This window comes from Ensifer adhaerens (genome assembly GCF_001270265.1).
Lineage (GTDB): Bacteria > Pseudomonadota > Alphaproteobacteria > Rhizobiales > Rhizobiaceae > Ensifer > Ensifer adhaerens_B.
On sequence record NZ_LGAP01000022.1, the window covers coordinates 58,163 to 79,373 of the forward strand.

Here is a 21,211-nt window from a genome sequence, read left to right on the forward strand (position 1 = left end):
TCAATACGGCCCTGGTTGTCGTGGGAGGCCCCATTGCCTCCGTATCGATCGACGGACAGTGGCATGACCAGACCAGTGCGACAAGCTCAATTCATGAGGAAAATCGAGCCGTTGAGCAGCGTCGCGAACGCCACCCAGGCGAGATAGGGCAGGAACAGCAGAGCCGAAACGCGGTCTCGGCGCCAGCTTGCGACGATGACGCCGGCGACCGCGATCAAAAGCGCAATGATGACGATCAATGCCGACGAGACATCCTGCATGCCGAGAACAGCGGCGACCACAGGACGTTGAGGATCATCTGCGCCAGCCACAATCGCATCGCGGCGGTGCGGCGGTGGTCAAGAAACAGGCGGGCGCCGACAATGCCGATCATCACCTAGAGGATCGACCAGACCGGGGCGAAGATCCAGTTGGGCGGATTGAAGGCCGGTTTTGCCAGCGACTGATACCATTCGCCGGGCATGTTGTTGTAGCCGATGAGAAAGCCGAGACCGAGAACGGCTGCGACGAAGACCGCGTAGACGATGGTTTTGTTCATGGCATTGGCAGATAGAGCGCCCTTGAGTGCTTTCCAGCAGCGATGGCTGTTTCGAAGCGCCCATGCGCCACCTATATCTCTGCCATGAAAAGCTTTCGCCGCATCGACATCCGGCCAGCCGGACCGGACGACATCATGATGATCGCTTCCGTCATCGTCGAAACCTGGCGATCGACGTTTCGCGGGCTGATCTCCGATGCCTTTCTCGATGCCATGAGCATCGAGGAGCAGGCGGTGCGCCATGCCAGGCGCATGCGCGTTGCCGACGTTTTCCACCTGGTTGCCGTCGACATGAGTACGAACAGGGTGATCGGTTTCGCCAATTATGGCAAAGCCCGCTCGATGCCGCCGCGTTTCGATCGCGAGCTCTATGCGCTCTATATCCTCAAGGAGTTTCAAGGGGCGGGCATCGGCTCGGCGCTGGTGCGCAGCGCGGCGGCCCATTGCCGGGAGCTGGGCGGCGCGTCGCTGTTTGCCTGGGTGCTTTCCAGCAACCCGAACAGGGCGTTTTACGAGCGCCTGGGCGCGATCGCCGTCGGCCAGGGCCAGGTGAGCCTCGGCGGTGACAACCACGACCAGACCGCCTATCAATGGGACAATCTGGCAAAGCTCGCCGGCGAGGGCCGGTTTTCAGCCTGAGACCTGCTGTCAGCTGCGGCCGCTGCATAATTCCTTAAATCGGAACCGATTTGAGGAGGAAATTATGCAGCAAGTTTAAAGTGTTACAGCGTCCCTGGCGCGTCATGTTTGACGCGCGGCACTGTAAGCCGGACGATATGCTGGTCCCAGGCGACCCGGTTCTGGTGATCCTTGAAGCGGCCGTCATAGGACGACACGGCAAAACCGTGATCTGCGGTGGCGACGCCGGCAGCATCGGTCACGCGCTGCTCCTTCAAAACGGCGCCGGTGCGGGCATCGAGCGTCACGGCAATACCGCCCTTGGGCGAGGTGAGGCCGATCAGTCCCTCGTTACGGTTGACGGCGATGGCGCCGACATAGTTGGCGAGCGCCGCCGTCGTGCTTTCGGGCAGCGATATGAAAGCGAGATCTTCGCCGTGAGAGAAACGGCCGACAAGCGGCGGCAGGTCGTCGCGCGCGCCTTCATACTGGCAGGCAAACCAGATCTCGCCTTTCGGGCCGATATCGACGTGTCGGGTGGAGAGCCGTCTGAGTTCGCCAGGCAGCGTATGCTTCTGGATCAGAGCGCCGGTCACGGTATCGACCAATGTCAGGCTCGGCTCCATATGGTCGAGATTGAGCTTGGTGCGGCCGAAATCCGGATGGGTCTCGATGCCGCCATTGGCGATGGCCAGCATCCGGCCGTCGGCGGATAGCGTCATGTCGTGCGGGCCGATGCCATAGGTCGGAATCTCGCCGATGCGGGCGAAGCTGCGCGTACCATCGTAGATGCCGATCATGCCGCGGTTGGCGGCAAAATCGTTTTCGGTGGCGTAGAGCAGGCGGCCATCGGCGGAAAAGCAGCCATGACCGTAGAAATGCCGGCCTTCGGCGGCGGCAACGACCACCGGTTCGGCGCTGCCGTCGGTCGCAAGGATCATTGCATAGGTGCCGGGGCGGCGGGCAAAGGCCACCGTCCGCCTGCTGGCTGCAGAATAGGCCATGCCATGGGCGCGTGCCGGAAGCGCCGTGCGCTCGACGATCTCGCCGGCCTCCGTCAACGTGGCAACGCCGTAGCTTCCGTCCGGCGCCATGAAGGCGGAGGCAAACACCGCGTCGGCGCGCTCAAGGGCAAAGGCACCGCGGGCACCGAGCGTCGCCGCCCAGGCGGCGCCGGCCATCTTGATGAAACTGCGTCGGTCGATCAGACCCGTGGTGGCGCGCATGCCATTCTCGCCTGCCATTTTGTCGGGCCGGCAGCAGAATTCCGCTGCCGGTCCTTTCGCTACGATGTAGCAGATTACTCTTTCAGAGCCAGCCCCGCCGCTTGAAGTAGAGGAAAGGCACGATCGCCGAAAGCACCATCAGCGCCAGGGCATAGGGGTATCCGAACCGCCACTGAAGCTCCGGCATGATCTCGAAGTTCATGCCGTAGATCGAGGCGACCAGCGTCGGCGGCAGGAATACGACGGCGGCGACCGAGAAGATCTTGATGATCTGGTTCTGCTCCAGATTGATCAGGCCGAGCGTTGCGTCGAGCAGGAAGTTGATCTTGTTCGACAGGAACAGCGCGTGGTCGCCAAGCGATGTCGCATCGCGCTGGATCAGCTTGATCCGCTGCCGGCTTTCCTTGGCCGCCTTGCGCGGGCCGATGCCTTCGAGGGCGACATGATAGGCGACGAGTCGGCCGATGCTGACCAGGCTTTCGCGGATGATCGTCAGAAGGTCGCCCTTCTGGCCGATCTGCTCGATCAGCGACTGCAGGTCGCGCGTCTTCTTGGTAGCGCTGGCATTGGTCTTGCGGAACACTTCACGCGAAATGCCGTCGACCTCGCTGCCGGCCCGCTCCAGCGCGTCGGCGGTGCGGTCGATCATCGCTTCGAGAAGCCCCAGCATGGCCATTTCGCCCGTTTCGCAGCCCTGGCCGTTGGCCTTCTGAAGCCTATTGGCATAGGTCTGAAACGGTTTCGGGTCGGCATGGCGCACGGTCACGAGCGTCACGCCCTTGACGATGAAGGTCACGGGGACCTTGACCGGATAATCGCTGTCGAGCTTGGCAACCGCCGTCATGGTCATGAACTGCGCGCCGTCTTCCTGGTAGAGGCGGTCGGACAGCTCGATTTCCTGCATCTCGTCACGGGTCGGGATTTCGATGCCGAGCTGGCTCTGGACCAGTCGGGTCTCCTCCACGGACGGATTGAGCAGATCGAACCAGATGACCGGCGTCGGCGAGGCAAGGCTGTCGAGCATATCGACGAGCACGAGGTGGCTGTTCTGGCTTTTGTAGATGCGCAGCATTTTGGGCTCCATAGGGCGAGTCATCCGACCGCCACGAAGCCCTGATCAATCAGGACCGAGCGGTCGTGAGCATGAAGGCTCGACTTCGACTGTCGGGGTTCATTGCAAGTTGATCCTTGTGGTGAAACGTGCCCGCGAGAGCGGACACGGGAGCGCTTTGCGCCCAAACGGGGGGATTGTCAACACCTCGGCTGGAGGCTTCTCGTTTAGTCGCCGTCGGCAAAGGAGAAGCCGGCGCCAAGGCCGATGGCGCCGCCGAAATCCTTGTTCAGCCGGTCGAGAAGATCGACGGTGTTGAGCGTGAGAAAGTCGAGCTTGGCGCGGCTCTTGTCGTCGGCAATCGCCTCGCCGATCGGGCCGTCGACGTTCTGCGAGATACCGATGACCGACTTGAACACGAAGTCCGCCGAACCGGCGACGGAGCGGCTGTCTTCCGGAAGCAGGCTTTCCATGTCCGCTACCTTGAACAGCGTCTGCAGGCCGCGGAAGTTGGCGGCGATCGAGGGCATGGTGTTTTCCGATCGCCAGTAGATCGCCAGCTTGGGATGCCCCTTGTCCTGCTTGCCGTCGACCGTTCCGGCATAGAACGGCTTCAACCGCTGGTCCTTCACCATCTCGACGCCGTGCACGAAGATGCCGAGCAGCTCGGTTGCTGCCTCCTTGCTGTCGCGAAACTGAGGATTTCCGGGCCCCGGTTTCTTCCAGGCGGACTGGATACCGTCGGGCTTTTGCCATTCCGTCAGGAATTCGTTGGCGATGGTGTTGAGGTTCTGCGCGATCGCCACGCCATAGCGGCAACGGAAGTCGCCCTCCTTGCTCGTAAGTGCCTCGGAACCGTTGCCATAGAGCACGTATTCCAGCGCGCCCAGCCCCTGCGCCGCGACGCTCTTGCCCTTGAGCGATGCGACGTCGGTCGCCGTCTCGTCACTTTTGGCAAGAATGGCCTGCACCTGCTTCAGGCCGGTGCTCTTGCGGTCGGGATAGAACAGGAACCGTTCGAAGCGGTTCTGCTCGAGTGCCGGTCCGAGGCGGATGATTTCGACCGTCGACCAGGCCTGCACCAGCTCGGAAAATGCCGTTCGCGCGTTCTCCTGCGACGCCGGCGAAGGGTTTTCACAAAGGGCTGCCGAAGCCTTGTTCAGGGCCGCCGTCTTGTCCGACAGATTGCGATAGCCGGGGATGATGAAATCGTCGACGGCCTTTGCCATCACGGCCGGCACGGCCGCTTCATCGATGATGCGGGGCGACAAGGGGCTTCCCTCCTGCGCCATGGCAGGCGGCGCTATCGCCGCCAGGAAAAGGCCTAGGGCAAGCGTGGGCATGTGAGGCATCAAAGGGACTCCAGAAATGCGATGAGGTCACGGCGGTCGCGCGTGGAAAGACGGGCGAAGGCATCGCGGGCAGCCTGGCCTTCGCCGCCGTGCCATAGGATGGCTTCCGTCAAATTGCGGGCGCGCCCGTCATGAAGCAGATATGTGTGAGCGCTGACGGCTTTCGTCAGGCCGATGCCCCAGAGCGGCGGCGTGCGCCACTCGCTGCCGTTTGCGCTGCCCACGGCCTGGCCATCGGCAAGGCCCTCGCCCATGTCGTGCAACAGGAAATCGGAGTAGGGCCAGATCAACTGAAACGCCTGGGCCTTGCGGTTGGCATCTCGGCGGGTCACGAATTTTGGCGGATGGCAGGCCGTGCAGCCGATGTCGTAGAACACCCGCTTGCCGCGCAGCGTCTTCGGAAAGCTCGCCTGGCGGCGGGCAGGGACGGCGAGGTTGGCGGGGTAGAAGGCCACGAGACCAAGCACGGGATCCGGCGCCTCGACCGTACCAAGGCGCGCCTGCACGCCGGTGGGCATTGCAAGGCAGGCGGCCTGGGCCTGGGTACAGTCACCGTAGCTACGATCGGCATCCGGCGTCGACAGGCCGATGTCGGCAGCGAAGGCATCCGCCGTCTGCTGTCGGACCGTCGGGTTTTGGGCCTTCCAGCCGAAGCGTCCGAGCACGATGTTGCCGGTGCTGTGGTCGCGGACAAGGGCCGCGCGTCCGCTGATGCCATCGCCGTCGCGATCGTCGGGATCGGCGCCCGCCAGGATGTCGGCCTCGTGAATGGCTTCGATCAGCCCGAGACCGATCATCTGCGGTGCTACGCGAGGAGAGAGCGTCGTTGTCGGGTCGAGATCGCCATAACTAAGGTCGGTGACGGTGTAGGATGGCTTGCGCAGGAACACGAGTTCGCCATCGGCCAATGTCACCGGCAGCTCGGAGTAGGTCATCTTCATATGACCTTCCGCAGCAAGTCCTGGAACGGCGCTATCCTGCAACTGACCACCGTAGACAGGATCGGGAAAGTTCAGCAGATCGTAGTTGGCCAGCATCTCGCGCTCGCGATCATTGTGCGGCGCGCGCGCCAGACGGTAGAGCATCGATGTGGCGTCAGGCGAGCCTTCCGGCGGGCGGCCGCGCCCATCGCGCGGATGACAGCTTTCGCAGGCCCGGGCGTTGTAGAGCGGTCCCAATCCATCCGACGCCTGGGTCGAGGAGGGCGACGACACCCAGAGTTTCTCGAAGAGCGCATCGCCCAGCTTGAAGGCCTCCTCGTCCGGGAAGGCAAGATTGGCGGAAAACAGCGTGAAGCTGTCCTGGTCGACAGGGGCGATCGAGGTCCCGGCGCCGCCGGACATTGCCTCGTACCGCTCGGCTTTGGAAAAGTCGGCTGTCGGTCGGACGATGGTTTCAACGCGGCTGCGGTCGGATTCGGAAAGATCGTCGCGTGTCAGTGGCAGGTTGTAGGCGTCGTCAGACGCGGCAACAGCCGTTGCAAGCAGGCAGAGCAGCGCTGCGAGCTGTCGCGACAGGGATTGGACAGTCCGTGCGTTCATCGACCGAAGATCGGGCCGCGTTGTTGCGACGCGGCCCGCCTTTTCAACTTATTGGAACACAGCGTTAGGATTATCTAAGCTGTCGGAACCTTCAAGCTCAATTGTTCCAAGATCGAGCGATGCGATGACGCGTTGTACGGTTTTGGCCTGGGCAACGAGGCCGTCAATGGCGGCTTGAACCGTGGCATTGCCCTCGGCATTGCCTTCGCCGATCATCTGATCGTAGGCCTCGACGGTTTCGGCGCGCTTGGCCATGGCCTGCATCTTCTCGACCGTGGTGGCCAGATCCTTGGTCATTTCCTTGTCGAGTGCCGCGTCCCTGGCGGCAACGAGTTCGGAAAGCGAGGCGCCGGTCAGCTTGGTGCCGTCGACGCGGGTATATTCGCCGGTATAGGCCGACTGGATGCCGATGGCGTCGTGCAGGTGCGAGTTGTGGGTGTTGTCGGAGAAGCAATCGTGCTCTTCCTCCGGATCATGCAGCAGGATGCCGAGCTTCATGCGCTCGCCGGCCAGTTCGCCGTAGGAGAGCGACCCCATTCCGGTCAGGATGGCGGTGAGGCCAGCTTTCGGATCGGCTTCGACGGCCTTGGTCGCCGCGCCATCCGGCGTCCAATTGGCGACCATTTCCTTCAGGTCCGAGACGAGCAGCGCGGAGGCGGCCTTCAGATAGGCCGCACGGCGGTCGCAATTGCCGCCGGTGCAGGCCTTGGTGTCGTAGTCCGTGTAGGGGCGGTTGCCGGCGCCAGCTTTGGTGCCGTTCAGGTCCTGACCCCAGAGCAGGAATTCGATGGCGTGATAGCCCGTGGCGACGTTCGCCTCGATGCCGCCAGCTTCCTGAAGCGTACCCGCCAGCAGTTCCGGCGTGATGTTGGTGGCGTCGACATCCTTGCCGTCGATCTTGATCGTCTTGCTGGCGATCACGTTGGCGGTGAAGAGGCCGTTTTCATCGCTCTCGCTGCCGTAGCTCGGATCGACATAGTCGATCAGGCCTTCGTCCAGCGGCCAGGCATTGACCTTGCCTTCCCACTCGTCAACGATGGCGTTGCCGAAGCGGTAGACTTCCGTTTCCTGATAGGGGTTGCGGGCCTTGAGCCACGCCTCGCGCGCCGCCTTCAGCGTTGCTTCGCTGGGGTTCGCGATCAGCGCATCGATCGCCTTGTCGAGCGCCTCTGCGGTGATCAGCGCATCTTCGAACTTGGCGTGCGCAACGACGGTGTAGTGCTTTACCACGGCGGCTGCATCGGTGGCCGCCTGGGCCGGCTGCAGGGCCAGCGTCGACGTTGCCGTCATGAGCGCCAGCGCCGCGGCGCGGATGAAATTCTTGGTCATGACCCTCTCCTGTTCTTCTCCCGGCGGGACCGGAACGGACACCGCGGGACGGCGTCATCGCTCGGCAACGGTCGTCGGAAATCCCCCGCCGACCCGCCGGAGCCGACTTGTCATGAACCAAAAGTAAACTGGTGTCAAAGTGTATAGTTTAGAACGTTTTCAATCTGATCTCGGCGGTTTGACGGTGTGCCGAAGCCGCCGGCGAGGCGTTCAGGCCTTGCGCTGCATCAGGCAGAAAAAGAAGCCGTCCGTCCCGGTCGAGGCAGGCGTCAGCGTCACCGTCTTCATGTCGGCAGACCACGGCTGCGGCTTGTCTGTGCCGAACAGCCCGGCCCAGATGTCGGCGGCCGACAGGATCTCGAATTCCGGATTGTCGTCGCAGAAGCCGTAGACCTGCGCTTCGTTTTCTTCGGGAAGGACCGAGCAGGTGACATAGATCAGATGCCCGCCCGGCCGCACGAACTGAGCGGCACTCGCCAGCGCTTCTTCCTGCTGGGAGATGCGCTCTTCAAGGTTCTTCTGGTTCAGCCGCCACTTGGTATCAGGGCGACGACGCCAGGTTCCGGTGCCGGTGCAGGGCGCATCGACGAGAACCCGGTCGAAGCGGCCGGCAAGCGGTGCCAGGCTGTCGGCGGCTTCGTGCACTTGGACATTGCGCGTTCCCGCACGCTTCAGCCGTTCGATGATCGGCGCCAGGCGTTTGCGGTCGGTGTCGTAGGCGTGCACCTGGCCCTTGTTGTTCATGGCTGCCGACATGGCGAGCGTCTTGCCGCCGCCGCCGGCGCAATAGTCGAGCACCTGCTCGCCTTCCTGCGGGAAGGCGAGGTCGGCGACGATCTGCGATCCCTCGTCCTGAACTTCGAACCAGCCTTTCTGGAAGGAGAGCTCGGCGGTGACGTTCGGCAGACGCGAGGCGCCTTCGCCGGCCGGAATGCGGATGCCGTTGCGCGCGATCGTCGCCGGTTCGGCGCCGCTGCGCTCCAGTGCCTTCAGAACCTTGGCGCGCGTTGCCTTGAGCGTGTTGGCACGCAGGTCGAGCGTGGGACGCCCGGCGAGTGCCTTGGCCTCGTCAAGCCAGTCCTCGGAGAAATTCTCCTCGAAGGATGCCTGGACCCACTCGGGAATGTCGCCCTGGATGTGGGGGGCGGCGTCCGCGAGCCGGCGAGTGGCGAACGCCTGGGCCATTTCGGCAGACGGCAGCTCGGGGGCGAACTTGTCGCCATCGAGTTCGGCCGCCAGCGTCTCGGGCGAAAAGCCCCATTGGCGGTACATAACGGCGTGGCCGAGCGCGGTGGCGCTGTCGCTGTCCATCAGATAGGCGTGGGAGAGCTTCATGCGAAGCGCGTCATAGACGATGTTGCCGATCGCCGACCGATCGCCCGAACCGGCGAACCGATGGGAAAGGCCCCAGTCCTTGAGTGCGTCGGCGACCGGGCGCTTCCGCTTCTCGATATCCTCAAGAACTTCGATGGCTCCTGCGAGCCTGCCGCCCAATCGCATCTTCGATCTACTCCTTTTTCGCCGTGGTAGCGGCGATGGCATCGAAGAGCAAGACGCTGGCCAGGATTAATACCAACCAGCACTGATATTGATCTATTGCGTGGGACCGTGTGCGGTCATCCGGCAAGGAGCATACCGTAGAGCGATGCCTTACAGCGCCGCGCGTCAAATCTGACGCGCAAAGGACGCTGTAACGCTTTAACCTTGCTGCATAATTTTATCCTTAAATCGGATCCGATTTAAGGAATTATGCAGTAGCATCGGTCGAGGATTGCGACGCTGCCGGTGGCCGACACACGGACCACCCGAAGGGCCGGGCGCTTTTGGCCTCCGGACGGCGTCGACAATCCTCACCGGACCGCTTGGGTCCGGTTGCGGTTCTCTCATTGCCGGAAACCAAAATCGCTCCGGCGCAATAGGTCAATATCAGTGCAGGTTGGTATAAACGCGGGGAACGGTATTTCTCAAAGCAGAACCGCGCGGAACGGATGCCGGACGGAAGTATTCTAGGATCAGGAATTGACGACGCGATAGCAAATGCTGGCGTGGCCGGAGCGGATCATGCCGATCTGCGAGGCGGCGGCCTTGGAAAGGTCGAGCACGCGGCCGCGGATGAACGGGCCGCGATCGTTGATGCGAACGACGACGCTCTTGCCGTTGCGCTTGTTGACCACCTGCACCCTGGTGCCGAATTTCAGACTGCGGTGGGCGGCGGTGAGGCGGGCGGCGTTCATGCGTTCGCCGGAAGCCGTCTTGGAGGTCAGCGCATACCAGGACGCGCCGCCGCAACCGGCGCCTGCTGCCTGGCTATCGGAAACGGAAACGAGGCCGATCCCGGCGGTGAACAGCGCTGCCGCAGCAACAGTCTTGATTTTCGCTGGCGTCAAACTGGCGACCCCCGGTTAGAGCCCCTTGGGCTGGAGCTCTTGGTTAATTCTGTCGAAGATCGCTAATTGGGGCGAAAAATGGCGAAAACGTGCTTCAACCATTTACGTTCTATTAGGAACTATTAAAAAAGGACGAAAATTAAAAATCGAAGATTGTTTGAAATAGTTTAAGCGCGACCAGGAAGTTCTTTGGAATCAGCGGTTGAACGTCAACCGCGGCACGCACGCGAGCCGAGATATCGGCTTAACGAAAAAAATCATTAAAAATTTCGAATTGAACGAAATGTCCGGAATCCGGATGGTTCAAAATACGATACTATCGCTGTGGTTGCATTCAATTCGCAGAGTATAGAATGAATATCTCAGGAAGGTCACAATTCAGCGGCCCGTGAGATCGCCATTACTAACGATCATGCTATCGGGAATGTTCCATTGCGAACGGGAAATGTTGACCTGTTCATGCAGCAATTGTTCATTCGCCGCGCCAGCTGTCCGTTTGCCACAATTGCGCAAGCGAAACGCGATAGTCGGGATAGGCGAATTCGAAGCCGGTTTCCCGCATGCGGGCATTCGAGACGCGCTTGTTCTCGCCATAGAAGGAGCGAGCCATCGGCGAAAGCTCGGCGGTTTCGAACGGCATCTCCGGTGGCGGCTCGACGCCCATCAATCGGGCGGCCTCGGCAACGATGTCCTGCGGCGGCGCCGGCTCGTTGTCGGTGATGTTGAAGATCCCGCCCTGAAGTCTTTCGGAGAGATAGGATGTGGCAGCGCCGATATCTTCCACACGAATGCGGTTGAACACCTGGCCCGGCTTGATCAGCCGGCGGGCGGTGCCGTTGGCAAGATTGCAGAAGGCATTGCGTCCGGGGCCGTAAATGCCGGAAAGCCGGAGAACGGCGACGGGAATGTCGTTCCGGGCGCCGAAGGCAAGCCAGGCGTCTTCCGCTTCGACCCGCTCCACCGAGCGTGCCGAGACCGGCTTGGACAACATGTCTTCCGTCACCCATTGGCCGCCATGGTCGCCATAGACCCCAACGGTCGAGAGATAGCCGACCCAGCGAAGGGCCGGGGCAAGCTCGGCGAGGTCAGCGCTACCGGGCCGAAACATCGGGTCGCCATCGCGGCCGGGAGCGATCGACTGGATCAGATGGGTCGTCTGCCGCAAGGCGGTTGCCAGCTCGTTGGAAACCACGTCGCCGTCGAAGACAATCGGGCGGATGCCCGCTTTTTCGAGCTTGGCGGCCTTGTCCGCGCTTCGGGTCGTGCCGCTGACGCTTTCGGCCTTGCCGGCCAGTGCGCGCGAGATCGCCATGCCGGAATAGCCGGCGCCAAGAACTAGGACATGCATCGGCTCACTCCCGCCATTTGCCATTCGGACAACACTTCCTCGTCGCTCTCCGCACCGCATTGCCTCTGATAGGCAGCAAGCGCGTCATGCGAGATCAATCGCGACAAAGCCCACACCGCCATCGCCCTCACCACCGGCGAGGCATCGTTGGTCAGCGTCTTGCAGGCCGCCACCAAGCTCTCATCGCCGGAATTGCCCGCTGCGATCAAGACATTTCTGACGAAGCGGTCCCGCCCGATGCGCTTGACCGGCGAACCAGAGAAGAAAGTTCGGAAGGTCGGGTCGTCGAGGGTCAGCAGAAAGCCAAGGGACGGCGCCTTCAGGTCGTCACGCGCCTTCAGCTTCATCTCCGATGCCTCTTGCGCGAACTTGTTCCACGGGCAGGCGGCAAGACAGTCGTCGCAGCCATAGATGCGATTGCCGAACAGAGGACGCAGTGCCGGGTCGATCGGCCCCTTGTGTTCAATCGTCAGGTAGGAAATGCAGCGCCGCGCGTCGATGCGGTAGGGGGCCGGAAAGGCAGCGGTCGGACAGGCATCGACGCAGGCTCGGCAGGAGCCGCAATGGTCGCGCTCGGCGGTGTCGAAGGCAAGTTCCGCCGTGGTAAACAGGCTGCCGAGAAACAGCCACGAGCCGAACTCGCGGCTGACGAGATTGGTGTGTTTGCCCTGCCAGCCGATGCCGGCCTTCTCCGCGAGCGGCTTTTCCATCACCGGTGCCGTGTCGACGAACACCTTCACATCCTCGCCGGCGCGCGCTGCAAAGCGGGTCGCGACCTCTTTCAGGCGGCCCTTGATGATGTCGTGATAGTCGCGGTTCTGGGCATAGACGGAGATCGCGCCGCGGTCCGGCTGGTCGAGAATGCCGCGCGGGTCTTGCTCGGGGCCGTAGTTCATGCCGAACATGACGACCGAGCGTACATCGCTCCACAGTGTTCGCGGATCCGAGCGGCGCTCCGCCGTTTCGGCGAGCCATTCCATCGTGCCGTGAAAGCCTTCGTCGAGGAACTCCACCAGGCGCCCCGGCGCCTCCGGTATGGCATCGGGCCGGGTGATGCGACAGACGTCGAAGCCCTTGTCGGCCGCCTCGGCCTTCAGGAATTCCGTCAGCTTCTGCCGCCGTCGCTCCTGGTTTTCAGCCTTGGCAGCACTGCCGGGCACGGCACTATCCTCAGAAGTCGAGATCCGCATAGTGCGGAACCGGGGTGACGCCGCGCACGCGCTCGGAGAGCAGTGGGCGGAAGGAGGGGCGGGACTTCAGTCGCTGGTACCATTCCTTGGCGGTCGGCGCATCCGACCAGTCGATTTCGCCAAGATAGTCGAGCACCGAGATCGTCGCGGCTGCCGCGAGGTCCGCATAGGAAATCCGGTCTCCGGCAAGCCAGGGACGCGATCCCGCAAGCCACGACAGGTATTTCATGTGCTGGCGGATATTGGCGCGCGAGGTGCGCAGTACCTTGCTGTCCGGTGCGCCGCCGCCCTGGTCGGGCGTCATCTGCAGTTTGTAAATACGCTCGCGCACCAGCGGTCGCGTCACGTCGGCTTCCATCTTGTGCAGGAACCATTCGGCCAGCCGGCGGATTTCGGCACGCTGGAACGGATCCTCGGCCAGAAGCCGCCGATCTCGTTTCATGATGCCGTTCGTTTCGTCGAGATATTCCGAGATGATCGTGGCGCCACAGAGCGCCCTCATACTGTCGTCAACATAGACCGGTAGCGTGCCCGCCGGGTTCAGCGTCAGAAAGTCTCGCCGGTTTTCCCACGGCTGTTCCTCGGTCAATTCCGTCTGGTAGCCGTATTCCGAAAGGATCAGGCGCACGAACCGCGAAGCGGAGGACATGGGGTGATGGTACAGTGTCGGCATCGATAATCTGGCTTCTTATGGTCTTTTTTCAGGGGACGTCAGCGTGGCGGCGCATGCGTCTGGCCACGGCTCATCAGAAAAAGCTATAGGAACTTGTGGTGGCAAACACAAGCGAATCAGCCTTTTCCTCCCACTCCAAAACTTGTCAGGAAAATTTTATATATGGCGGATCAATCGATCATCAGCGCGCTCGTCCTCGGCCTCATCGAGGGACTGACGGAGTTCATCCCCGTATCGTCGACGGCGCATGTTCTCCTCGCCGGGCATTTCCTCGGCTTCAGATCGCCGGGCAATACCTTTGCCGTTCTGATACAGCTCGGCGCCATCCTGGCGATCCTGCTCGTCTATTTCCAAAAGCTTCTGTCGATCGCGCTGGCGCTGCCGACGAGCGTCAAGGCCCGCCGTTTTGTCGTGGCGGTGCTGCTCGCCTTCCTCCCCGCCGCCGTCATCGGTGCCATCGCCCATGACTTCATCAAGACCGTGCTGTTCGAAACGCCGATGCTGATCTGCGTGGTGCTGATCATCGGCGGCTTCATCCTTCTGGCGATCGATCGCCTGCCGCTGACGCCGCGCTACACCGACGTCATGGACTATCCGCCGTCGCTGGCGCTGAAGATCGGCCTGTTCCAGTGCCTGGCGATGATTCCGGGCACGTCCCGCTCGGGCGCGACGATTGCCGGCGCTCTTTTGATGGGGACGGACAAGCGGTCGGCGGCGGAATTCTCGTTCTTCCTCGCCATGCCGACGATGCTCGGCGCCTTCACGCTCGACCTCTACAAGAACCGTGATGCGCTGTCGTTCGACGATTTCACCGTGATCGCGGTGGGCTTTATCGCGGCGTTCGTCGCCGGCATCTTCGTCGTCCGCTCGCTGCTCGACTTTGTCTCGCGTCGCGGCTTCACGCCCTTCGCCATCTGGCGCATCGTTGTCGGCACCGCCGGCCTTGTCGGCCTCTGGATGCTTGGCTGAGCACAGCCACTGCATAATTCCTTAAATCGGATCCGATTCAAGGATGAAATTATGCGGCAAATTTAAAGCGTTACAGCGCCGCGCGTCGTATTTGACGCGCGGCGCTGTAGAAACAAAACCGCGTGCGTTTCAGATGAAACGCACGCGGTCCCTGGCCCCCGCCAAAAACTTGAAGTCTGTCGCCCGATGGACGCCGGCTTACTTGCCGGAAAGGTCGATCGACGCCGTCGTGCACGGGTCGACGCCATAGGCCGGCGTGCAGCCCTTGCGGCTGCTCGCGACCGTATTCGGCGCGACGAATGAGCCAGCCAGAATGATCAGTGCCGCACACGCAAAAAAGATTGCGATCGACTTGCCCATGGACGCTATGCCTTTCGAGAGTGATGCTGTCGCCGCCGAGACTTACCTGCGATCGGGGCGCGGGGCGGTTTTTATGCGTTGGATATGTCTTGATCAATATCAGGACATGTTGAATCTGCGGTAAATGCTATTCGCTTTTGTGACTGCGGCAGAACTGCAACGCTGTTGCCTGAACGACACAACAAAAAGCCGCCGGCAAGGCCGGCGGCGATCGAAAGAGGCGTTGTGGGCCGCTGCCTTAGCCGGCGCGGCCGCCGCGCGTATACTGGCCCTGCGGGCGATAGCGCACGAGATAGGTGGACAGGATCGATTCCAGCATGGTCGGGGCGATGCCGATGCCGTTAAGGGTCCTGCCTTCGGATTCCGCCTTCGCCGAGACGATATTGTCGGATTTCAGCAACACCACCTGGTCAGCCGTCAGCGGCGGCGTGATCAGGGGGACCATCGACGCGATGCTACCCATCAGCGAGGCGATGCCGAAGGGCACCGAGACCAGCGCACGTTTGCGATCGATCGTCTTGAGCATGATCTCAAGACATTCGCGGAAGGTGAGCACGTCAGGCCCGCCAAGTTCGTAGATCGTGCCGGCCGACAGCTTGCCGTCGACGGCGCGGGCAACGGCCTCGGCGACGTCGGTGACATAGACCGGCTGGAACTTGGTGTGGCCGCCGCCGATCAGCGGCAGCACCGGCGACATCCGGGCCATTCCGGCGAACTTGTTGAAGAAGCCGTCCTCCGGTCCGAAGATGATCGACGGGCGCAGGATGATCGCATCCGGCAGCGTTTCGAGGATAGCGGCTTCCGCGCGACCCTTGGTGCGGGCGTAGCTCGATGCCGACTTGGCATCTGCACCGATCGCCGAGATGTGCGTCAGCGTTGCGCCGACGCCGCGGGCTGCTTCCGCGACGGCGCGGGCGCCAAAATCCTGCACGGCGTCAAAGGTGTTACGGCCGCTTTCGAACAGAACGCCGACGCAGTTGATGACGTGGTCGGAGCCTTCGACGGCACGGTCGACCGACTTGCGATAGCGCAGGTTGGCCTGGACGAAGGAGATCTGGCCGACATTGCCGAGCGGCTGCAGGTGGCCGGCAAGGTCCGGACGGCGAACGGCCACGCGGATGCGGTAGCCGCGCTTGGCGAGTGCGCGCACGACATGACGGCCGACGAACCCGGATCCGCCGAAAATCGTCACCAGCGGCGGAAGGTTGGACAAGGTCATGGGAAACGCACTCCTGATCTCATTTGGAAGAATTGTTTGCTACATAGCCCAACAGCCGCGAGAGGTGAAGGCCAATCCTCGCGGCGGCTGGCGTCGCTGCAGCTTGCGGCGCTCGGCGTGTCAGATGCCTTCGACGACCACCATTTCGGCGTCTGCCACCTGTTGGCGGATCGCGGCGGCAATCTGGTACTCGGGGGAATTATAACAGTCGACGGCGGCCTGCAGCGACGGAAACTCGATGACGACGTTTCGGGCACGAACCGCGCCTTCCAGGCGCTGGAATTCACCGCCGCGCGCCAGGAAATTGGCGCCGTATTTCTCGAACGCCGGCATTGCGGCCGCCACATAGTCCTTGTAGCGTTCCGGGTCCCGCACATCGACCCGTGCGATCCAGTATCCTTTGGCCATGCTGATCTCCTCGTCTTCAGGCAATAGAAGCAGACGGGAGTGTTACTTCCGGCAAATTCCGGCCAAGGTCAAGCGTAACGGTTGCAGAGGGCGGCGATGCACGATGCTCAACGCCGGCCCGTTGCAGAAGGGCGTCAGGATCAGCGCGAAAGCGCGCCGTTCATTTCAGCGAGAATGGCGCGAGCGGCGACAAGCGGATCTGCCGCTGCGACGATTGGGCGCGCGACGACGAGATGGCTCGATCCGGCCTTCAGTGCATCGGCGGGCGTCATGACGCGCTTCTGGTCGCCCTTATCAGTGCCGGCCGGGCGGATGCCGGGGGTCACCAGCGCCATGTCGGGGCCGATGATCTTGCGCACCGCCGAGGATTCCTCCGCCGAGCAGACGATGCCGCCCATGCCGGCAATGCGTGCCTGTTCGGCCCGTCGCAGCACCAGCGTGTGCGGGTCGTATTCGTAGCCGGCGTCGATCACGTCCTGCTCGTCCATTGAGGTCAGTACGGTGACGCCGAGCAGGCAGAGGTCCGATCCCCTGGCTGCTTCGACGGCTGCCCTCATCGCCTTGGGGTAGGCGTGCAATGTCAGCATCGACATGCCCATCTTGACGATGTTCTCGACGCCCTTGGCCACCGTGTTGTCGATGTCGAGCAGCTTCATGTCGAGGAAGACCTTCTTGCCCCCTGCTGCCAGGTCGCGCGCGAACTCGAGGCCGCCGGCAAACACCAGCTGGTAGCCGATCTTGTAGAAAGCCACATCGTCACCGAGCGTGCTGACGACCTTTTCGGCCTCGGCGATTGTCGGAAGATCCAGGCCGACGATCAGTCGGTCGCGTGCGGTTTTGGTCATGTCGCGGTCACCCCTGCCAGAATTCCATCGGGGTCCAGTCGCATGCGAGGGCGCGATCCGCAAGGCGGAACGCGAAGAGATTGCCGCCGCCGCCGCCCTTCTGGTCGGCGCTGCGGCTGATGGCGGTGCCGCCCAGCTTGCACTTCAGCAGGGTACCGACGCCACCATGGCCGACGAATGCGATGGGGACTTTTGGGTCATGTTCGTCAAGGATGCGAAAGACGGCAGCTGAGATGCGGGCCTGCGCGTCGACGGCGCGCTCCCAGCCGTTGAAGCTTTCTGTCGGATTGGCAAAGAACCAGTCCGCCGCCTTCTCGAACTCCGGGGGCGGCAGGAAGCCGGTGGCTGAGCGATCGTTTTCGCCCATCGTGTCATCGGTTTCGACGACGACACCGGCAGCCGCGGCCAGAAGGTTCGCGGTTTCGATCGCCTTGGTCTCGTCGCTCGAAACGACCCGCCCGAGCGTTCGAACCCAAGGCTGCAGCGCCGTCGCTTCCGCGCGTGCGCGTCCGATCTCCGACAGTCCCCATTTCGGTACCGGGACTGCCGGATCGATCTGCACCTGCGGGTGCGTGATATAGAAGCCGAGCAATGGCGCGTTCCGTCAGTGCGCTTTGCGATAGACCCAGAGCTGCGCCGGGGGAATGTTGCGCACGACGAAGTCGAGATGCTGGATGCTGTAGCGGTCGGGCATGGCAACGACCGGCGACAGCGGGCCATAGGAAATCTGCACGACGGGGCGACCGACCGGGATGCGAGACAAGAGATCGTCGATCAGCTCGACGCGGCGGTGCATCGGGAAATTGAGCAGTGGCACGGCGGAGACGACGCTGTCGAAGGTCCGGTCCTTCATCGCACCCAGCGTCTGCTCGAGATCGAACGCGTCGCCATTGATGAAGTTGACGTCGGCAAAGTTCGCCTTGAGCTGCTGGTAGAAGTCGGTGGAGTACTCGACGGACACCAGATCCTCCGGCGCGATACCGCGCTCCAGGATCGCCTTGGTGATCACGCCTGTTCCAGGGCCAAGTTCAAGAACCGGCAGTCCGGAATGGGGATTGATGACGCTCGCCATGCGGCGGGCGGTGACGGACGACGTCGGCAGGATTGCCCCGACCGCCTTCGCATTGCTCATCCACCCCTTGAAGAAACGGATCTCCTCGTCGAATTTCCGGCCAAGCCGTTCCTTCACCTTCACGCGCAAATTCATTGAACCCCTCAAAACCGTCGTCCTCTCATACGGATCGTCCGGTCTCGCTGATTCGAGCGGGGCGCGGACATTGCGGATATAATGTGCTCTCATCTGCGGCAAAAACAAGTCTGTCTGCGCCTAATAGCGTCGTCTTATCAACAGCACACGAATATCAGCACCAACAAAAAACCCGCCACGCACGGCGTGACGGGTCGCATTTTTCATCGCGGCACGGGTGACTAAACCCGCATCGGCATCAGCACATAGAGCGCGTCTTCGGCCGCCAGATCGCGCACCAGCGTTGGCGAACCCGGGTCCGCCAGCATGAAGATGGCGTCGGTTCCGGTCAGCTGCGAGGTGATGTCGAGCAGGTATTTTGCGTTGAAGCCGATTTCGAGCGGGTCGTGCTCGTAGCCGACCGGCAGCTCTTCCGTCGCGCTGCCCGAATCCGGGTTGTTGACCGTCAGCGTCATCTGGCCGTCGGCCAGTGCCAGCTTCACGGCGCGCCCGCGTTCGGAGGAAATCGTCGAAACGCGGTCGACGGCCTGGGCGAAGGACTGGCAATCGACACGCAGTTCCTTGTCGTTGTTGGCCGGGATGACGCGCTGGTAATCCGGGAAGGTGCCGTCGATCAGCTTCGAGGTCATCACGATCGAGCCGATTGTCAGGCGGATTTTTGCGTCCGATACTTCGAGCGTGACGACGAGATCGGGATTATCGAGCAGCTTCTGCAGCTCGCTGACGGTCTTGCGCGGGATGATGATGCCCGGCATGCCCTCGGAGCCGGACGGTGCCTCGACGTCGGCGCGCGCAAGGCGGTGACCGTCGGTCGCCACGGCGCGCAGCTTCAGGTCGCCCTTGCTCTCGACCGTGTGCACGAAGATGCCGTTGAGGTAGTAGCGGGTTTCCTCGGTCGAGATCGCGAATTGCGTCCGGTCGATCAGCATCTTCAGGTCGGTCGCCTTGAGGCGGAAGGTGTGGGAGAAGCTGCCGGCCGTCAGGTCGGGGAAGTCGGATTGCGGCAGGCACTGCAGCGAGAATTTCGACCGGCCGGAGGCGACCGTCATCGCCGTGCCTTCGGCGTTGGTTGCAAGCAGCACTTCCGAGCCGTCGGGCAGCTTGCGCACGATGTCGTAGAGCAGATGCGCCGGAACGGTGGTAGCGCCGGCCTGTTCCACCTGCGCCGGCGTCGCCTCGGTGATCTCGAGGTCGAGGTCGGTCGCCTTCATTTCGAGGCTCGCACCGTCGGAGCGCAAAAGAACGTTCGAGAGGATCGGGATCGTGTTTCGCCGTTCGACCACGCGATGCACGTGGTTCAGCGACTTCAGAAGATTGGACCGCTCGAGAGTAATGCGCATGGGATGCTACCGCTTTCAACCGTTGCCGGGCGGGCGAGGCTCCCGCCGCAGCGTCAACTGCGAGTGTCCCGGCCAACCGACCGGAAGGATGTGGACCGGCAAAATGGCAGAAACAGCGCCTGAAAAGCAAGGGGTTTGACTGGAGCTGTCCCCAGATGACACGCGGGCCGGCCGCTTGGCGCCCTTGCCCTGCCATGTCGGCTCACTCATAAAGGCTAAAACCGGTGCGCCGGCATCGCTATCAGGAAGCTGCAGTTGGAAAAACATAAGACGTCGGACGCCACGGACGGGCAGAAGCAGCGCAGCTACCGCCTGCACAATGCCAGCATTCCCGCGCGTCCGCTCGACGTCGCACTCTATCTCGTGGCGACGCCGATCGGCAATCTCGGCGACATTACCCTGCGCGCTCTGGAAACGCTTGCCGGCGCCGACGTGCTCGCCTGCGAGGACACGCGCGTCACCCGCGTGCTGCTCGACCGCTACGGCATCGTCAATCGTCCCTATGCCTACCACGAGCACAATGCCGACGAGGTCGGCCCGCGGCTTTTGGCGGCGCTTGGCGAGGGCAAGTCGGTGGCGCTCGTCTCCGATGCCGGCACGCCGCTCGTCTCCGATCCCGGCTACCGCCTGGCGCAGCTGGCGATCGAGGCCGGCTATCGCGTCGTGCCGATCCCCGGCGCCTCCGCCCCGCTTGCCGCCCTGGTCGGCTCCGGCCTTCCAAACGACGCCTTTCTCTTTGCCGGCTTCCTGCCGACCAAGGACAAGGCCAAGCGCGACCGGCTGCAGGAACTGGCGACGGTGCCCTCGACGCTGCTTTTCTTCGAATCGCCACATCGGATCGCCGCCACCGTGGCGGCCGCCGCGGCGGTGCTCGGCGAAAGCAGAAAGGCGGCGGTCTGCCGCGAACTGACCAAGACCTTTGAAGAATTCCGCCGCGGCACGCTCGGCGAACTCAAGGCGTTCTATGACGCCGCCGGTGCGGTCAAGGGCGAGATCGTCCTGGTCATCGGCCCGCCGGACGCTCCTCCGGAGCCGGAAGCAGCCGACGTCGATGCGCTGCTGACCCGGCTGATTGCCGATATGTCGACCGGCAAGGCGGCGACCGAAGCCGCCCGGCAGACGGGCCTTCCGCGCAAGGAACTTTACGACCGCCTGCTCGAGCTCAAGGACCGCCATGGCGACTGACGGCCCCGATCGGCGCAAGCTTAGGGCTGAGAGGCGCGGGAGGTTCGCCGAGTATCGCGCAGCACTTTGCCTGATGTTGAAGGGCTACCGGATCGTCGCGATGCGCTATCGCACGAAGCTGGGTGAAATCGACATCATTGCACGCCGGGGCGATCTCATCGCCTGCGTCGAGGTCAAGGCCCGCCGTTCTGCCGACGACGGCGTCTTCGCCGTCACCGCAACGGCCCAACGCCGCATCCGTGCGGCCAGCGATCTCTGGCTCGGACGCCAGCCCGATTTCGCCAGGCTTTCAGTACGTTACGACATTATCACCGTGACACCCTGGGGCTGGCCGCGACACTTGGCCGACGCGTTTTGACCACTACAGCGCCGCGCGTCAAATATGACGCGCAAAGGACGCTGTACCGCTTTAGACTGGCTGCATA

At 62.6% G+C, this 21,211-nt stretch carries 21 protein-coding genes and 1 pseudogene; 4 read left to right on the top strand and 18 right to left on the bottom strand.

Annotation, left to right across the window (positions count from 1 at the left end):
- Window positions 1-86 precede the first annotated feature (86 nt).
- A pseudogene (locus AC244_RS24835) lies at window positions 87-538 on the bottom strand (TspO/MBR family protein).
- 84 nt (window positions 539-622) lie between these two features.
- Here AC244_RS24835 and AC244_RS24840 point away from each other — a divergent pair.
- The gene (locus AC244_RS24840; protein ID WP_053251550.1) at window positions 623-1,177 is read left to right on the top strand and encodes a GNAT family N-acetyltransferase; all 555 of its coding nucleotides are present in this window, start codon (window positions 623-625) and stop codon (window positions 1,175-1,177) included.
- An 83-nt stretch (window positions 1,178-1,260) separates the two neighbouring features.
- Here the strand turns inward: AC244_RS24840 and AC244_RS24845 are convergent, their stop codons facing one another.
- From AC244_RS24845 to AC244_RS24890, 10 genes are all read right to left on the bottom strand, one after another.
- Window positions 1,261-2,382, bottom strand: coding sequence for a DUF1513 domain-containing protein (locus AC244_RS24845; protein ID WP_053251498.1), 1,122 nt, complete (start codon window positions 2,380-2,382; stop codon window positions 1,261-1,263).
- A gap of 82 nt (window positions 2,383-2,464) precedes the next feature.
- A complete protein-coding gene (locus AC244_RS24850) occupies window positions 2,465-3,454 on the bottom strand; it encodes a magnesium transporter CorA family protein (protein WP_053251551.1) in 990 nt (329 codons plus the stop codon).
- Between the two features lie 206 nt (window positions 3,455-3,660).
- The gene (locus AC244_RS24855) at window positions 3,661-4,785 is read right to left on the bottom strand and encodes an imelysin family protein (RefSeq protein ID WP_053251499.1); all 1,125 of its coding nucleotides are present in this window, start codon (window positions 4,783-4,785) and stop codon (window positions 3,661-3,663) included.
- Window positions 4,785-6,326, bottom strand: a complete 1,542-nt coding sequence (locus AC244_RS24860) for a di-heme oxidoredictase family protein (RefSeq protein WP_053251500.1) — start codon at window positions 6,324-6,326, stop codon at window positions 4,785-4,787. The genes AC244_RS24855 and AC244_RS24860 overlap by 1 nt, the downstream gene beginning before the upstream one ends.
- Window positions 6,327-6,374: 48 nt before the next feature.
- Window positions 6,375-7,655, bottom strand: coding sequence for an imelysin family protein (locus AC244_RS24865; protein WP_053251501.1), 1,281 nt, complete (start codon window positions 7,653-7,655; stop codon window positions 6,375-6,377).
- 210 nt (window positions 7,656-7,865) lie between these two features.
- On the bottom strand, window positions 7,866-9,155 hold the full coding sequence (locus tag AC244_RS24870) for an RsmB/NOP family class I SAM-dependent RNA methyltransferase (RefSeq protein WP_053251502.1): 1,290 nt from the start codon (window positions 9,153-9,155) through the stop codon (window positions 7,866-7,868).
- A 512-nt stretch (window positions 9,156-9,667) separates the two neighbouring features.
- The gene (locus AC244_RS24875; RefSeq protein ID WP_053251503.1) at window positions 9,668-10,042 is read right to left on the bottom strand and encodes a septal ring lytic transglycosylase RlpA family protein; all 375 of its coding nucleotides are present in this window, start codon (window positions 10,040-10,042) and stop codon (window positions 9,668-9,670) included.
- 472 nt (window positions 10,043-10,514) lie between these two features.
- A complete protein-coding gene (locus AC244_RS24880; RefSeq protein WP_053251504.1) occupies window positions 10,515-11,390 on the bottom strand; it encodes an SDR family oxidoreductase in 876 nt (291 codons plus the stop codon).
- Entirely contained in the window at window positions 11,378-12,550 is a 1,173-nt protein-coding gene (queG, locus tag AC244_RS24885) for a tRNA epoxyqueuosine(34) reductase QueG (protein WP_053251505.1), read from the bottom strand. The genes AC244_RS24880 and queG overlap by 13 nt, the downstream gene beginning before the upstream one ends.
- Window positions 12,551-12,560: 10 nt before the next feature.
- Window positions 12,561-13,253 (bottom strand): glutathione S-transferase family protein, encoded by a 693-nt coding sequence (locus AC244_RS24890; protein WP_053251506.1) that lies wholly within the window; start codon window positions 13,251-13,253, stop codon window positions 12,561-12,563.
- Window positions 13,254-13,415: 162 nt separating this feature from the next.
- Here AC244_RS24890 and AC244_RS24895 point away from each other — a divergent pair, with 162 nt between their 5' ends.
- Window positions 13,416-14,222 (top strand): undecaprenyl-diphosphate phosphatase, encoded by an 807-nt coding sequence (locus AC244_RS24895; protein WP_053251507.1) that lies wholly within the window; start codon window positions 13,416-13,418, stop codon window positions 14,220-14,222.
- 198 nt (window positions 14,223-14,420) lie between these two features.
- Here AC244_RS24895 and AC244_RS37665 read toward each other — a convergent pair whose 3' ends face one another.
- The 7 genes from AC244_RS37665 to dnaN form a co-directional block, all read right to left on the bottom strand.
- On the bottom strand, window positions 14,421-14,582 hold the full coding sequence (locus AC244_RS37665) for a hypothetical protein (RefSeq protein WP_115418676.1): 162 nt from the start codon (window positions 14,580-14,582) through the stop codon (window positions 14,421-14,423).
- A gap of 238 nt (window positions 14,583-14,820) precedes the next feature.
- Window positions 14,821-15,801 carry a complex I NDUFA9 subunit family protein gene (locus tag AC244_RS24900; protein WP_053251508.1) on the bottom strand — a complete coding sequence of 327 codons (981 nt, stop codon included), beginning with the start codon at window positions 15,799-15,801 and terminating at the stop codon, window positions 14,821-14,823.
- Window positions 15,802-15,921: 120 nt separating this feature from the next.
- Window positions 15,922-16,209: a DUF1330 domain-containing protein gene (locus AC244_RS24905; protein WP_053251509.1), complete on the bottom strand. Its 288-nt coding sequence runs from the start codon at window positions 16,207-16,209 to the stop codon at window positions 15,922-15,924.
- Between the two features lie 140 nt (window positions 16,210-16,349).
- Window positions 16,350-17,054, bottom strand: coding sequence for an orotidine-5'-phosphate decarboxylase (pyrF, locus tag AC244_RS24910; protein WP_053251510.1), 705 nt, complete (start codon window positions 17,052-17,054; stop codon window positions 16,350-16,352).
- A 7-nt stretch (window positions 17,055-17,061) separates the two neighbouring features.
- The gene (locus AC244_RS24915) at window positions 17,062-17,646 is read right to left on the bottom strand and encodes a histidine phosphatase family protein (protein WP_053251511.1); all 585 of its coding nucleotides are present in this window, start codon (window positions 17,644-17,646) and stop codon (window positions 17,062-17,064) included.
- Between the two features lie 12 nt (window positions 17,647-17,658).
- Window positions 17,659-18,261: a phospholipid N-methyltransferase PmtA gene (gene pmtA / locus AC244_RS24920; RefSeq protein ID WP_063934144.1), complete on the bottom strand. Its 603-nt coding sequence runs from the start codon at window positions 18,259-18,261 to the stop codon at window positions 17,659-17,661.
- A 221-nt stretch (window positions 18,262-18,482) separates the two neighbouring features.
- The gene (gene dnaN, locus AC244_RS24925) at window positions 18,483-19,601 is read right to left on the bottom strand and encodes a DNA polymerase III subunit beta (RefSeq protein ID WP_053251512.1); all 1,119 of its coding nucleotides are present in this window, start codon (window positions 19,599-19,601) and stop codon (window positions 18,483-18,485) included.
- A 255-nt stretch (window positions 19,602-19,856) separates the two neighbouring features.
- Between dnaN and rsmI the strand changes: the two genes are divergently transcribed.
- Window positions 19,857-20,786: a 16S rRNA (cytidine(1402)-2'-O)-methyltransferase gene (gene rsmI, locus AC244_RS24930; RefSeq protein WP_053251513.1), complete on the top strand. Its 930-nt coding sequence runs from the start codon at window positions 19,857-19,859 to the stop codon at window positions 20,784-20,786.
- Window positions 20,776-21,144, top strand: a complete 369-nt coding sequence (locus AC244_RS24935) for a YraN family protein (protein WP_053251514.1) — start codon at window positions 20,776-20,778, stop codon at window positions 21,142-21,144. The genes rsmI and AC244_RS24935 overlap by 11 nt, the downstream gene beginning before the upstream one ends.
- The last annotated feature ends 67 nt before the right edge of the window (window positions 21,145-21,211 follow it).